Below are 13433 nucleotides of genomic sequence, written 5' to 3' on the forward strand. Positions count from 1 at the left end.
CTTACCGCTTACCGCTTACCGCTTACCGCTTTTTTTAACTTTTTCTGTGCGCGCTTTTGTTCTGCTTTCTTAACGTGTTTGCTGATCCACTTGGTCATTTTTACCATTAATGCTGGCGGGAAGTCATGGCCCATACCGTTTACTATCTTTAATTTAGCCTTCCTGATTTGGGCTGCGGTTTGCTTTCCAGCGGCTATTGGCATGACAGGGTCTAAACTGCCATGTATGACGAGGGTTGGGGCTTTTATTTTCGGCATTAAATGTTGCCGGCAATCACTGGCAGTAATAGCGGCAAGTTGTCGGTTAAAGCCTTGCGGGTTGTGTGCTCTATCCACTCCTAGGGTAGCTTGTTTACGCAAAGCTAGTTCATCTTGTGGATAGGCTGGGCTGCCAATTAATTGATTTAGCCTTATATTATAATGTATAGCACCATCACGACTGGCTTGGGCGCGACGATGTTTTGCAAGCTGTAAAAATAGCTTTAAATTAGACGCCGATAGCTTAGGTTTACTCGAACTTGACATAATTGAGGTTAAGCTCAAGACCTTTTTTTTATGTTTAGCTGCGATAATTTGTGCAATCATGCCGCCCATAGATGCACCGACTAAATGCGCTTTTTTGATTTTTAATTCGGCCATTAATTCTAATACATCATTTGCCATATCATCTAAGGTGTATGGGATGCGGGATTTAATAGGTAACCGTTTATTTAGCCATATTTTGAATAGGTTAGGGCTACCAAATTGTTCAAGTTGGCTTGAAAGACCAGTATCGCGGTTATCAAAACGGATGACTCTAAACCCTTTAGCTACTAAGCCAAAATAGAGTTCATCAGGCCATACTGTTAGCTGCGCTCCAAGGCCCATAATCATAATGATGACAGGCGCTGATTTTTTTCCTTTATCTTGATAGCTAATTGTAATGCCACTTTTAATTTTAATCGTGCGCATATTACGTTATGTTGATAGCTTATTTAGCGACTTATGCAAAACAGTATAGTTAAAACTCAGTAATCCTTCATGAGTAGAAATATGAATTTTTTATATCAGAATGAGAGCCGTTTTTTAATACGTTTAACCTTCAGCATGTTTTCGCAGTTCTGCTAGCATGCTTTCATTGCCAATCATTTCATCAAGTACAGAGCGGACATTATCATCACTAGTGTGCTGGTAAAGTGATAAAATATGCTGGGCAATTTGTTGGCTATTGCCATCTTCTGAGCTTTGCGATTGATAGTATTGCGATATCAATCCTTGCCCCGCTAAACGGCGAATATAATCGTTAGACTCATGCTGCAGTAGTGAAGTAAAGCGCTCAGTCAGGCGTTGATCGAGTACGGGTGCTTGAGTTATGACTTCAATGGCTTGGATTTTGAATTTCTCATCATCACTATTAGCGGCCAGCTCTAAAATATTATCGACTACCGCAAAGTCATACTCAGGTATTTTTGATTTATTCAAAATATACATATTCATTTGTAGTTGAGTTAGGGCTGCGAGTCTATCGATGTCTGTGGCATTTGGGTCGAGTATTTGCTCTCGTAATTGTGTGGTTATTTTTTTCGCATAGTCAGAGTCTGACTTTATGCGTAGTTCATAGTCTTGTGGTAAGTCGGCATAAAAACCGTAAAGTGGGTTGCTTTCACGCATTTCATCTATTTCTTGCTGTTCTTTTTCCGTCAGTACAGCAAGCACCAACTCCTTAAAGTCATCGTTATTATATTCTTGATCTATAGAAGTATTTTTTATTTTTAGGCTGGTAACTTGTCGCTGTAAAGATATTATTTTGTTATGCAATTGGGTAACTGAAAGTTCGTTGCTGTCATTATTCAGTGGCATATTAGTAACAATGATCGATGACTGTTCAGTGCTACTTTTGTCGTTAGGTAAACTCACTGATTTGAAAAATGTACCGTAACACGAGACCACAAGTGCGGCTGAGGCAAGGGCTATTGCGACTGATCCTTTACTAATAGGCATGTGGTGGAGGCTCCATATTTGAAAAGGCGTAATTTACCGCTTTTGGGGCTATAAGTCTGTTAAAAGATGTAGAAAGTTAAGTGTGCTTCAGCGTATTATAATTTATTCGCTAAGTATGATTGATAACGAAGATTAATTTTATTTTTAATTAAGCAAGGAGACTCTTCTCTTTGCAAACATCATGTTGTTTGGTCGTTGTATACAGCACGGAAAAGAAAAATATGAATATACTTAAGTGGTTTTTTATTGCGTTGTTTTTGCTCCTATCGGGGTGCGCAACAAAGCAAGAAAAGGTTAAAAAAGACAGTGTCAAAAAAGCAACCCTCAGCATCGCAGAAAATCGCAAACCGCTTGGTAAAGTTGGTGTGATTACGCTGATTGGTGATAACTTACTTTGTACGCATACAGGGGTTACGGTATTCAGCAATGAACGGCAGTTGTATGCGCTCCCTACGGATTTAAATGAGCTGCTAACGCAGCGGATAATTGCGCGCTTTGCTGGTTTTGATACCACATTAGTGCCGTTAAATAAGCAATCTATGTCGATCATTAATACTGATGTAGGCGTCTCGCGATGGAGCAACATTGAGTTTAATAATCAACAAAATGTAGACACGGTTTTGATTTTCAGTGGCGCGTTTAAATATAGATCTAAAGACGGTTATTATAAAGATGAAAATGCGCTTCATACCTATGCTGAGTTTTTTGTATATGATGTGTCTTCAGGTGATTTACTAGCTGAGTCAACGCATTACCAGTACAACTTGTTTGACGCGTTTAGCTGTACACAAAGCACATTTGCGACAACAGGAGCGATGTATGAGTTGATAAAAATGGCAGGGGCCACGTCTCAAGAGAAATTGATAAATGAGATTTTTCAGCCATCAAAGAGTAATTAGGCCCTGAACCTCAGGACCTAATTATTTATCAATTAATGTTTTTTTGCATACTGTTCGGCTTGTTGCCATACGCGCAGCACATTGCCACTGAGGATTTTTTTGATATCTTTGTCACTGTAACCACGATCCATTAATCCTTGCACTAGGTTCGGGTAGCTAGATACATCTTTTAAGCCTACTGGCAGTGAATCGCCAACACCATCGTAATCAGAGCCGATGCCAACATAATCGATACCAATTAGCTCAACAACGTGATCGATATGCTCAAGTACTTGCTCAAGACTCGCAAATGGATACGGGTTTTTAGCACGATACGCGGCATCAAAATCTTGACTTAATTTAGTGCCTTCTTTTTTGGCCGACTCTTTTTTACTCTTTAACTGCTTGCCCCAATCACCTGCTTTAGCGGTTACAAAGCTTGAACCAAAGTTTATTTGAATAACCCCGCCGTTCTTTTTTAGTGCTAGTAGCATATCGTCATCCATATTACGCTCAAAACCAGGCGTATATTTGCGCAGTGATGAGTGTGAGGCAATAACCGGTGTTTTAGATAGCTCCATTACTTGATAAAACGCATCATCTGAAATATGTGAAACATCAATCAGCATGCCGATATTGTTCATCTCAGTAACCAGTTTTTTACCAAATGGGCTTAGACCTTTCCATTTACGGCGAATATCATAAGATGAATCTGAAATATGGTTGCTTTGTGAATGAGCAAGGGTGATATAGCGTACACCACGATCAAAAAAGTGCTGTAGGTTTGCCATGTCACCTTCAATTGGTGAGCCGTTTTCCATCCCCATTGCTATCGACATTTTGCCTTGTTTAAACTGCTTTTTAATATCATTCGTTGAATCGGCAATAGCAAATTTGTCAGGGGCGCGCTGGGCAATTGCTTCCATACTATCAATGAGTTGATTTGCTAGCTGAAAGCTTTTACCTTTCCCTTCAAACTCCAAATGCGCAGGAATATAAATCGACATAAATGGCGCATTTAAGCCACCTTTAACTGCGCGTGGGTAGTCAAAATCACCGTCATCAGTGGCTTTAGTAACATCAGCCCATTTAGCATGAATACGGTACGGCACATCGATATGAGTATCGATTAAAATAGTGTCTTTGGTGAGTTTAATTGCTTTAGCTGATGCGCTAATGTCTGCACCTTGCACTTGGCTTGATAAAGCAAGTGCAACGGCAATAACTACTGAGCTTAGTTTTATCATTTTTAATGGCTCTTTTAGTAAAAAAGCCATTGTCTATTTTTACAACTAGGGTTACAAGTTTACTCGTTAAATTGTGTTTCACTTTGCAGTGCTTTAAATTCACCTTTAGAAATAATAGTAACTGATTCGTGCAGTTCTGAAAAAAACACCATGGCATCGCCATTTTGTAGTTGTTGTTTTACTTGCGCCACTTTACTTTCAATACTGAATTCTTGCTCACCGTAATCGGTGCCTTCACGTAGCACATAACTTTCAATTAAATTGTATAGAGTGTCTTTATCTAGTTGCTCATGGGGAATGATCATAGCTGCTCTTTTTTGACGATTTGGGTGAAGAAATCTGGCACTACATGCTCTAACCAATAAATCGGTTTAAATGGATTTTTTCCACTTATAAAGCCAACATGGCCGCCTTTTTCTGAGACTTGCAGCGTAACATGCTCACTAACATCTTGCCTACTGGGTACAGCTTTAATTGACAGCATTGGGTCGTCTTTCGCATGAACAATTAATGTGGGTGTTGTAATGTGTTTTAAATAAGGCTTAGCGCTGGCTTGTTGATAGTAATCTTCAGCACCAATAAAACCATGTAAAGGAGCTGTCAGTTTATCGTCAAACTGCCATAAATCATCAATTTCCATTAGCTGATCTGGTGTTAAATCAATCTGTTTTGTGATTTGCGGTAATTTACGCTGCATCGATTTTTTCATGCGATCGAGTAAATACTTTTGATAAATCTTAGCCAAACTTTTACGAATAACTTGGCATGATGGCGACAAATCATAAGGAGCTGAAACAACCGCCGCGCCATCAAGTAAACATTGTTCGCCTTGTTCACCTAAGTATTTGGCCAGTACGTTACCGCCGAGTGAAAAGCCAACTGCAACCATCAAGCGATCTGGAAACTGCTGCTTAAGTTGTTTTATAAAAAAATCGAGATCGCCGGTTTCGCCACTATGATATGCACGGGGTAGGCGGTTAACTTCAGTAGAACAGTTACGAAAATGCATTAAAACAACACTAAACCCCTGCTTTTTGAGGGCTTTCATCATGCCTTTGGCGTAAAAGCTATTGATATTACCTTCCAGGCCATGCAATACAATTGCCAGCGGCGCGTTATCGTTTTTGGGTTGTGACCAAGCGAGCTCTAAAAAATCGCCGTCGGGAGTATCAAGCTGCTCTAATTGGTAGCGAGTATTATGAAAAGGCCGAAAAAACCGTGGCATAATGGTTTGCACATGGCGATTAGTCATCCACCAAGCTGGCTTGAAATCTGTAGACATAAGTTAAAACATGTTTAGCTAATAGAATCGCTAGTGTAACAAACTTTTAATAATAAAAAGCCCCTAAGCAAATAACTTGATAGGGGCTTTGTGCGTCGTGCTTAATTCTGATTGGGTGTTTTGTCGTCATGTACTTTTTTGATAAAAAAGTACACAAAGAAAAGGCATAAACTGATCACTACTCCCAGAAAACCAAATGATAAAAATAGTACTGGGTCACTAAAAAAGTCTCTGAAGAATACGTCCATAAATGCCTCCTAATGTCTATGGATTAATGATAGAGACAGTTTGACTAGGTTGTTATGATCCAGATCAAGCTATTTTCCTAAGTTGATTAGCAGTGATACAGAAGTTGATTTGGATCAAATCAGTTAGCGAGTTTGCAAGGAGAAAGGTTAAAGTGGCAAAGCTCTAGAGAGTTTGCGGGCCATTATTAATGAAAAAACTGGAATGCTAACAGTCTTTGCATTTTTATTTTAAACTGTATTGGTTATAAAAACTGTAATACAGGGGGAGATCTGGAGGGTTACGCGGATAGTTAAATACACTTTAGTGATGGCATTTTTTTATGTAAGTTTAGGTTTCTTAACATCACAAGTTATCAATATGGTTGCGAGACTAACCTTTGAAGACTTTTTCGTAATCCAGTTAATCCCCTCAGCTTTCTTATCCATGTTCATGTATGGGGTTATGGCTTACAGAAGTTCAAGCCATAATTGGCAATATGCATGTGCAGTTTATGTGTTGGGGTTTTTATTTAGCACTGCGATCACTTCGTTTATTTTGCAAGAGTTGTTTATCCCGTCAACTTTAGCTTTTGAGCTACCTATTTTACTTTTAAGTACAGTTATAGGAACATTAATAGGTATCAGGTTGAGAACCAAAAATAACAACAAGCCTACAGCCGCGGAATTCAAGCGCTAAAGCACGACCTACACAAGCGCTAGTATATTTTACTGGCTTTTCTTTAAAGCGTAGCGCCTCGAAACCCTCATTGTGGATAAATCACTTTAAAATTTTGTACAAAAAAAGACAGTGAGACAGATAAAAATATATTCGCAGCTAAAGCTGGCTCCTACAGGTATGAATATCCGTGGGCAATGGTTTTAGACATGATTGCCCTAACTATATCCCAAACACAAGTTCGCACCGAGCTGCTTATAGCTTAAGCAGATACAACCTCATATTATTCGGCTCCGGATGCGTAGCTAATCTAAATTTATTTACCGCATCTATCAACATCTCTTGCTGTTGTTTTTCTAGCTTTAACTCGGCGCTGAGTAGCTCTTTACGAATTGCAGCGTAATCTGCAATCTCGGTGTGGTTGGTTTTTAAATAGCCGCGGGCGGCACGCAGCGGTTGTAATACCTGCTGATCAAATTCACTAATACATTGCTCAAGTTTGTTTAACTGAGTTTGGCTAATTGCTAGATTGAGAGAGTCTAAATAATACAGTAGCAGGCACAGGTTAACGTTTTTACCTTGCTGGTTTTGGTAATCTAACAGGCGTGCTTGCATGTCACCTTCACTGTAAAGGCGACATGCAAATTGCCAAAAATCTCTGCTATTGAGCAAGTTCATTGGCAAACGCTTGCTCTTTTTCTTCCATCTCTTCAAGGGCCATTAATAGCTCCTCTTCGATGTCATTTACTTTCGGTGTTAACGTCGCTTGTTTAGCTAGTAATTCTTTGAGTTTTGCTTTGTTGTCATCGTTATAAAGCTCGTTATCGCCAAGTGCTTGTTCGATTTCAGCTAATTCGGCAGAGTGTTTATCAAGTTGCTTTTCAAGCTTTTCGATGTGCTTTTTAAGTGGTTGTGTGGCTTTTCTAAACTCTGCTTCTAGGCGTTTTTGCTCTTTACGGTTAACGCTTGAGTTTGCTTTTGGTTCATTGTCATCTTGAGTGGTTTTTGCCGCTTCTTTATTAGCGTTAAGTAGCCATTGATAGTATTCGTCTAAGTCGTAGCCAAACTGGGTTACTTCACCGTTATCCACTAAGTAATATTCGTCGGCGGTATTTTTTAGCATGTGACGGTCATGGGAAACGGTAACCATCGCGCCTTCAAACCCTTGCAACGCCATTACTAAAGCATGACGCATTTCTAAATCAAGGTGGTTGGTTGGCTCATCGAGCAGTAATAAGTTTGGTTTTTGATAGACCAACATTGCGAGTACTAATCGGGCTTTTTCACCCCCTGAAAACGGTGCTACGGGCTCAAGGGCTTTATCACCAATAAAGGCAAAACCACCTAAAAAGTCACGCAGTGATTGCTCGGTGGCTTTAGGATTTAAACGCTGCAAATGGGTAATCGCGCTGGCTTTTAAATCTAGCGATTCCAATTGATGCTGAGCAAAGTAACCTATGTTTAAGCCCTGATGTTGGAATACTTCGCCTGCTTGCGGTTGTAAGTCGCCAGACAATAACTTTATTAAGGTTGATTTACCTGCGCCGTTACGGCCAAGTAGGGCAATGCGACTACCAGGGACTAAGTTAAGTTTAATACTATTTAATATTGTGACATCGCCATAGCCGGCTTGAGCTTTATCGAGTGTCATCAATGGGTTTGGTAGTGCGGTAGGCTCTGCAAATTCAAAGTCAAAGGGCGAATCAGCATGAGCTGGTGCGAGCTTTTCCATACGTTCAAGCGCTTTAACGCGGCTTTGTGCTTGTTTGGCTTTACTGGCTTTGGCTTTAAAGCGGGTAATAAATTGCTCAAGGTGGGCAATTTGATCTTGTTGTTTTTCAAACATCGCTTGTTGTTGTAATAAACGCTCTGCTTTTTGGCGTTCAAATTGCGAGTAGTTGCCTTTGTAAACATTGATCTTTTGCTTGTCGATATGCCAAATTTGGTCAACTACAGCATCGAGGAATTCACGGTCATGCGATATCAACACTAAAGTACCGGTGTAAGCGCGTAAAAAACGCTCCAGCCAGTACACCGCATCTAAATCCAAGTGGTTAGTTGGCTCATCCAGTAGCAGCAAGTCGGCATCACGAATCAGCGCTTGGGCAAGGTTTAAGCGCATTCGCCAACCACCGGAAAAATCACTAACGGGGTTTTCAATTTGGTTATTTGCAAACCCTAACCCGTGAAGTAACTCGCCGGCTTTGGCTTCTATGCTATAGCCTTTAATGTGCTCAAGTTGTATGTGCACTTTGGCTTGGGTATCGCCATCATCATTTTGTTCGGCTTCGCGCAGCGCAATACGCATGGCGTAATACTCAGGATGACCTTGTAATACATAATCAATTGCGCTGATATCTAGCGCTGGCGTTTCTTGTTTTACCGAGGCGATAGACCAGTCTTTAGGGATACTGCAATTACCTGCATCAAGCTGTAGTTCAGATTTCAATAAACTAAAGAGTGTTGATTTACCGCAGCCATTGGCGCCAACTAGGCCAACTTTGTGTTCTGGAAATAATGTAGCTGAGGCATCTTTAAGGAGTGCTTTACCGCCGCGAAGTAATTCAATTTCTGAGATCTGGATCATGTAGTCTGCGCTTTACTGTGCCTTTGTGAACTTGACGCTATCATAGCACGGAAGCTGGACTATATTTCAATCGTCAGCGTATCAACTGGGTAGTTATTGGGTTAAAATGTAGCAAGTTTCTTTTCAAACTGTGGGAAAACGTAGTGAAACAGAAAAAACGATTTATTGCTGGGGCAACCTGTCCAGAGTGTAAAACCATGGATATGATGATGCTTTACAAAGAGCACGATGTAGAGAAAGTCGAATGCATGCAGTGCGGCCATAAAATGGCACAGCCAGAGCAGGCTGTTCAGGCATCAACACGCCAATTTGAACAAGTCATTGGCGTGTTTAAACCGGGCGATTAAGCGCCCGCAACCATCAATAGTGTGGCGGCGGAGGCTCTGGCGTGTCTGACATCATCATAGATGATGATTGCGACTCTTTAATTTTTTCAGCCAGTAGCTCTGTTTGGCGCTTCATTTTTGCCAACAGCTGCTGGTGCACTTTTATTTCATCATTTAAAATTTCAATCGTTTCGTCTTGAAAAGCCACTTTGGCTTCAAGTTCTGTTAAGCGATGTTCAATTGTGTTCATTTTTTTCTCGTCTAGTAAAGCGCTCAGCGATCCCACTGGAGCTTTCGGTTAACAACGCAGTATCGTTGTCAGTAAAAGCGACATCAAGTACCACTGCTGATTTTGGTCTACTGCCTTCTCGCGGTGTTACATGCCAACTTTGAATTTGTTCACCACTGGATAATTGCCATAGGTCCACTAAGCGGTTAGGTGAGCCTGTTGCCAGCAAGGTGCCTGCTTCATTAAAGCGTACCGCAGTGAAAATTCTCTGGCGGGCAATATACTGTAGTTTACTAACAAGATCACCTGTTGTCAGCTGCCATACATGTGCTTGTGTCATACTGTCTGCGGTAAATGCATAGCGACCTTGCGGATCTAAGGTCACTTGGGTGACACGACTTGGATGGTTAAAGCGATGGATCACTTGTCCGGAACGAGTATCCCAAAAGTACGCCGCATAATCATTGGAGCCACTGAGAGCAAAATTTCCGTTGGGCGATAAAGCAACTGCGTTAATTTTTTCTTGGTGGCCAAGGAACTCAATGCGTCTACCGGTCTCTAAGTCGAGGTAAACAACAACGCCATCGCTACGACCGTACAAAACACTGCGGCCTTGGTTACTAATGGCGATATCACGAATAGTGGCGGTTTTTATTTTGTAGTAGCCGGTATTTTTGCCAGTGGCAATATCCCATACTGCAAAAGTGGTTTTTTCAGCGGTAACAGCGTGGCTGTTGTCATAAGCGATAGCCACGGTATGTACTAGGCTATCGGCGTCTTGTTGCTGAAACCATTGGTATTTTAGTACTTGCTGTTGATTATCCCATAGGGCGACCCCATGGTGTATAGATGAGATCAGGCTGTATTTGCCATCATGAGATATTGCGGAGGCGAACGCGCCTCTGGCTGCATGCTCATAGCTTGCAGTGGCTTGGTCTTTTTGTTCTGAGCAGGCAATCAGCAAGGTGCAGCACAGAAGATACAAAAAAGTACGAAATATCGACATATTACAGCTATTTCCCCTTAACTCTTAGTGATTGAGAGGTTAGACTAGGGCTCGTGAAAGCCTAGGTTGTTTATCTAATTAACGTGAAAGTGAGCGTATAGCCTACAATCAGAAATTAGATAAGTAGCCTACCATGGGCCGTTAACCTTTAACTAGTAATAATACAATAAATGACATCTGCAAAGTGTGTCGGAGATTTAAAATGAAAAAGACGATTAAATTGTCATTGATTGCAGCGTCAGTTTTAGCGCTAACAGCTTGTAATCAAGAAGCAAAACAAGAACAAGCACCTGTTAAACTTGAAACTGAAGTACAACAACAAGCATACGGTATTGGTGCATCTGTTGGTAACTTTTTAAATAAAGATTTAGCTGATAAAAAAGAGTTAGGCATTGAGCTTGACCAAGCATTATTAATTCGTGGTTTTGAAGATGCCCTTGCTGGCGACGCAAAAATTGACGAAGAGAAAATTCGTGAAGTATTAACTGCACTTGATACGTCAGTACGTACTAAGCAAGAGCAACATGCCAAAGTAGAAGCTGAAAAAAGCCAAGCTGAAGGTGAAAAATACCTAGCTGATAACGCTAAGAAAGAAGGCGTAACAGTAACTGAATCAGGCCTACAGTACGAAGTGATCACTCAAGGTGATGGTGAAATGCCAGTAGCAACTGACGTAGTTAAAGTACACTACAAAGGCACACTACTTGACGGTACTGAATTTGATAGTTCGTATGCTCGTAACGAACCAACGACTTTCCCACTTAACCGCGTAATCGCTGGTTGGACTGAAGGTTTACAACTTATGCCTGTAGGTTCTAAGTATAAGTTTACTATTCCAGCAGAACTAGCATACGGCGATCGTGACTTAGGTAAGATCCCAGCTAACTCAACACTTGTTTTTGAAGTTGAATTACTTGAAATTCAAAATGAAGAGCAAGCAGCAGCTGCAGAGTAATTATTTATTCTGTGCGAGAAGGGGGGCTAATTAGCCCCTTTTTTTGTTGCTAAAATCTTAGCTAAAGGCGGTTTCTTTCATAGTCAACGTACCTGTATCAGCATTGAGTTCGATTTGCGTACCGACCGGTAATATGAACTGTCGTTTTATATGGCCAATCATCGCCCCTCGGTAGGCAGGGATAGCCAGCGGTTTTATATAATCTGCAAAAATTTCATCTAGCGTCAATGAGCCATAGCCATTTCCCGGGCTGCAATCGTTACAGTCACCAAATACAAACCCCGCTATTTTGTCCAGTGCACCCATTAGTTTTAAAGTGCTGAGCATGCGGTCAATCCGATAAGGTGCTTCATCAATGTCTTCTAAAAATAAAATAGCCCCGTCAAATTGTGGTAAATAAGTTGAGCCAGCCAGCGCTGTTAGTACAGTTAAATTACCGCCGATAAGTTGTCCAGTCGCTTTACCTGGTGTGATGGTTTGGGTGAGGTATTGGCTATTAACCAATTCATCCTCGGCTTTTGGCAAGTTGCTAAAGTGCATGCGGGTTTGTTGCTCAAACATTTGTTTAAATTGTTTAACATGAAATGGATTCCAATCACTAGAGGCGTTAGGTCCATGAAAACTAACAATACCCGCCTTAGCTAGTAACGCGTTATGAAGTGCGGTGATATCTGAGTAGCCCATCAGCGGTTTGGCGTTAGCACGGATCATTGCATAATCCAGCAGGGGTAAAATACGTGCCGCCCCAGAGCCACCTCGTAAGCAAAAAATAGCATCAACACAGCTGTCGTTAAACAGCGCATTAAGATCGTCTGCACGTTGTGTATCAGTGCCCGCAAGGTGGCCACGTCTAGCCATAATATTAGGTGCTAACTTAGCATTATAGCCAAGCGCTTCAATTACTTGCTTAGCTAAAATAATGTCTTTTTGATTTGCTGTTGCTGTTGCTGCTGATGGGCTAGCTACACCAATTGTGCCTCTGCTTGGTAAGGCGTTCGGCTTTTTTAAACTTAGTGCAGTTTGACTTGATAGGTTAGCTGCTTGAGCGCTATTGCCTGCGAGTAACCCTGCACTGAGGAGTGATACAGATTTCAAAAATGTACGTTTATTCATGGCGAGCCTGTGTAGTTTTAATGCACAATAAGGCTATAATTACATCATTGAAATATAAATTTCAATTTTATGGGGTGTTCTGGGAATATTAAATTTATAGATGGGTGAGAAAAGACTTAAAGTAAACAGCAAACAAGGAGCTTAGCTCCTTGTAACGTAATAATTGTGTGTATTATCTAGGTGTGATTAGAATATAAATTATCAATCAACTCATCTTCTAACTCAAAACGCAGCTCAAGTGTTTCACCAAGTTTTGATAAGTCGTCATCAAAATCATTGAGTAAATCTTCTTTATCCACCTCTGCATATTTGTCATTAAAATCAAGTGCAATGTCAGTAGTTTGCGAAATTCGTGGATAAAGTTCATTGGCAAGCTGCTGGCTGTTAGGGCCTTTTTGCTCACATGCCTTGGCAATGTCGTCATACACTTCAAAGTGACCAGCAGATAAATAATCCATCAATAGTTGGCAAAAATTTTGGATCTGTAATTGGTCAGGTAAGGCATGGTCTTTTTTATCATACGGTGAAAAGCCAGCAATACGACAATATAAAACTAATAGTTCTTGGCGTTCTGAGAGCCATTTGTCGATCACGGTGTGGCTACCACCCCATTTTTGTTGAGCTTTTTCCAAACGCGTCAGCATTATCATTCTCCTTAGCTGGGTTGGTTTCTTCTATAACAATGAAATATGCCGCAAAGATCAACACATTTTTTTTATAATTTTGTAATAAAACAAGAACTATATGATATATAAAAAGTTTTTTTAATAAAATACAAATCGTTTATATTGTTTCAGGCAAGAAAAAACCACCATAAAGGTGGTTAATTTCTTTTTCCATGACTTGTTTAAACAAGCTTTCTTATTGTTATTAGAAGATTTTTATTTTTATTGTTATGTAATTTTTATTGTTTTTATTGTTTTTATTG

14 protein-coding genes are annotated in these 13433 nt (G+C 40.5%); 3 read left to right on the forward strand and 11 right to left on the reverse strand.

Going from position 1 to position 13433, the window contains the following annotated elements:
- Positions 1-8: 8 nt before the first annotated feature.
- Together H5163_RS20295 and H5163_RS20300 are read right to left on the reverse strand one after the other, a co-directional pair.
- Positions 9-950, reverse strand: coding sequence for an alpha/beta fold hydrolase (locus tag H5163_RS20295; RefSeq protein WP_182735840.1), 942 nt, complete (start codon positions 948-950; stop codon positions 9-11).
- Positions 951-1073: 123 nt separating this feature from the next.
- Positions 1074-1979, reverse strand: coding sequence for a hypothetical protein (locus H5163_RS20300; RefSeq protein WP_145242386.1), 906 nt, complete (start codon positions 1977-1979; stop codon positions 1074-1076).
- A 221-nt stretch (positions 1980-2200) separates the two neighbouring features.
- Here H5163_RS20300 and H5163_RS20305 point away from each other — a divergent pair, with 221 nt between their 5' ends.
- Complete coding sequence (locus H5163_RS20305) at positions 2201-2878, forward strand: hypothetical protein (RefSeq protein ID WP_182735841.1); 678 nt, start codon at positions 2201-2203, stop codon at positions 2876-2878.
- Positions 2879-2910: 32 nt separating this feature from the next.
- Here the strand turns inward: H5163_RS20305 and H5163_RS20310 are convergent, their stop codons facing one another.
- The 5 genes from H5163_RS20310 to H5163_RS20330 all read right to left on the reverse strand — a co-directional run bounded on the left by H5163_RS20310 (position 2911) and on the right by H5163_RS20330 (position 8876).
- A complete protein-coding gene (locus H5163_RS20310) occupies positions 2911-4104 on the reverse strand; it encodes a dipeptidase (protein WP_145242390.1) in 1194 nt (397 codons plus the stop codon).
- A 59-nt stretch (positions 4105-4163) separates the two neighbouring features.
- Positions 4164-4409 (reverse strand): YheU family protein, encoded by a 246-nt coding sequence (locus tag H5163_RS20315; RefSeq protein ID WP_145242392.1) that lies wholly within the window; start codon positions 4407-4409, stop codon positions 4164-4166.
- On the reverse strand, positions 4406-5386 hold the full coding sequence (locus tag H5163_RS20320) for a hydrolase (protein ID WP_145242394.1): 981 nt from the start codon (positions 5384-5386) through the stop codon (positions 4406-4408). Before H5163_RS20320 ends, H5163_RS20315 begins: the two co-directional genes overlap by 4 nt.
- 1158 nt (positions 5387-6544) lie before the next feature.
- Positions 6545-6967 carry a TIGR02444 family protein gene (locus tag H5163_RS20325; protein ID WP_182731705.1) on the reverse strand — a complete coding sequence of 141 codons (423 nt, stop codon included), beginning with the start codon at positions 6965-6967 and terminating at the stop codon, positions 6545-6547.
- Positions 6951-8876, reverse strand: coding sequence for an ATP-binding cassette domain-containing protein (locus H5163_RS20330; RefSeq protein ID WP_182731706.1), 1926 nt, complete (start codon positions 8874-8876; stop codon positions 6951-6953). The genes H5163_RS20325 and H5163_RS20330 overlap by 17 nt, the downstream gene beginning before the upstream one ends.
- Positions 8877-9019: 143 nt before the next feature.
- Between H5163_RS20330 and H5163_RS20335 the strand changes: the two genes are divergently transcribed.
- Entirely contained in the window at positions 9020-9223 is a 204-nt protein-coding gene (locus tag H5163_RS20335) for a YheV family putative zinc ribbon protein (protein WP_029216159.1), read from the forward strand.
- Positions 9224-9236: 13 nt separating this feature from the next.
- Here H5163_RS20335 and H5163_RS20340 read toward each other — a convergent pair whose 3' ends face one another.
- Both H5163_RS20340 and H5163_RS20345 read right to left on the reverse strand, forming a co-directional pair.
- Positions 9237-9452 carry a SlyX family protein gene (locus tag H5163_RS20340; RefSeq protein ID WP_145242400.1) on the reverse strand — a complete coding sequence of 72 codons (216 nt, stop codon included), beginning with the start codon at positions 9450-9452 and terminating at the stop codon, positions 9237-9239.
- Positions 9439-10437 (reverse strand): WD40 repeat domain-containing protein, encoded by a 999-nt coding sequence (locus tag H5163_RS20345; RefSeq protein ID WP_145242402.1) that lies wholly within the window; start codon positions 10435-10437, stop codon positions 9439-9441. The genes H5163_RS20340 and H5163_RS20345 overlap by 14 nt, the downstream gene beginning before the upstream one ends.
- A 202-nt stretch (positions 10438-10639) precedes the next feature.
- On the opposite strand from H5163_RS20345, the gene fkpA reads away from it, so the two are divergent.
- A complete protein-coding gene (fkpA, locus tag H5163_RS20350; RefSeq protein WP_145242404.1) occupies positions 10640-11392 on the forward strand; it encodes an FKBP-type peptidyl-prolyl cis-trans isomerase in 753 nt (250 codons plus the stop codon).
- 57 nt (positions 11393-11449) lie between these two features.
- Here the strand turns inward: fkpA and H5163_RS20355 are convergent, their stop codons facing one another.
- Positions 11450-12505, reverse strand: a complete 1056-nt coding sequence (locus H5163_RS20355; protein ID WP_182735842.1) for an LD-carboxypeptidase — start codon at positions 12503-12505, stop codon at positions 11450-11452.
- Positions 12506-12681: 176 nt separating this feature from the next.
- A complete protein-coding gene (gene rsd / locus H5163_RS20360) occupies positions 12682-13149 on the reverse strand; it encodes a sigma D regulator (RefSeq protein ID WP_145242408.1) in 468 nt (155 codons plus the stop codon).
- Positions 13150-13433: the final 284 nt, after the last annotated feature.

This window comes from Pseudoalteromonas sp. SG44-8 (assembly GCF_014164125.1).
GTDB lineage: Bacteria > Pseudomonadota > Gammaproteobacteria > Enterobacterales > Alteromonadaceae > Pseudoalteromonas > Pseudoalteromonas rhizosphaerae.

Coding starts and splice junctions, on each gene's coding strand:
- H5163_RS20295 (WP_182735840.1), bottom strand. CDS start 950: ATGCGCACGATTAAAATTAAAAGTGGCATTACAATTAGCTATCAAGAT.
- H5163_RS20300 (WP_145242386.1), bottom strand. CDS start 1,979: ATGCCTATTAGTAAAGGATCAGTCGCAATAGCCCTTGCCTCAGCCGCA.
- H5163_RS20305 (WP_182735841.1), top strand. CDS start 2,201: ATGAATATACTTAAGTGGTTTTTTATTGCGTTGTTTTTGCTCCTATCG.
- H5163_RS20310 (WP_145242390.1), bottom strand. CDS start 4,104: ATGATAAAACTAAGCTCAGTAGTTATTGCCGTTGCACTTGCTTTATCA.
- H5163_RS20315 (WP_145242392.1), bottom strand. CDS start 4,409: ATGATCATTCCCCATGAGCAACTAGATAAAGACACTCTATACAATTTA.
- H5163_RS20320 (WP_145242394.1), bottom strand. CDS start 5,386: ATGTCTACAGATTTCAAGCCAGCTTGGTGGATGACTAATCGCCATGTG.
- H5163_RS20325 (WP_182731705.1), bottom strand. CDS start 6,967: ATGAACTTGCTCAATAGCAGAGATTTTTGGCAATTTGCATGTCGCCTT.
- H5163_RS20330 (WP_182731706.1), bottom strand. CDS start 8,876: ATGATCCAGATCTCAGAAATTGAATTACTTCGCGGCGGTAAAGCACTC.
- H5163_RS20340 (WP_145242400.1), bottom strand. CDS start 9,452: ATGAACACAATTGAACATCGCTTAACAGAACTTGAAGCCAAAGTGGCT.
- H5163_RS20345 (WP_145242402.1), bottom strand. CDS start 10,437: ATGTCGATATTTCGTACTTTTTTGTATCTTCTGTGCTGCACCTTGCTG.
- fkpA (WP_145242404.1), top strand. CDS start 10,640: ATGAAAAAGACGATTAAATTGTCATTGATTGCAGCGTCAGTTTTAGCG.
- H5163_RS20355 (WP_182735842.1), bottom strand. CDS start 12,505: ATGAATAAACGTACATTTTTGAAATCTGTATCACTCCTCAGTGCAGGG.
- rsd (WP_145242408.1), bottom strand. CDS start 13,149: ATGCTGACGCGTTTGGAAAAAGCTCAACAAAAATGGGGTGGTAGCCAC.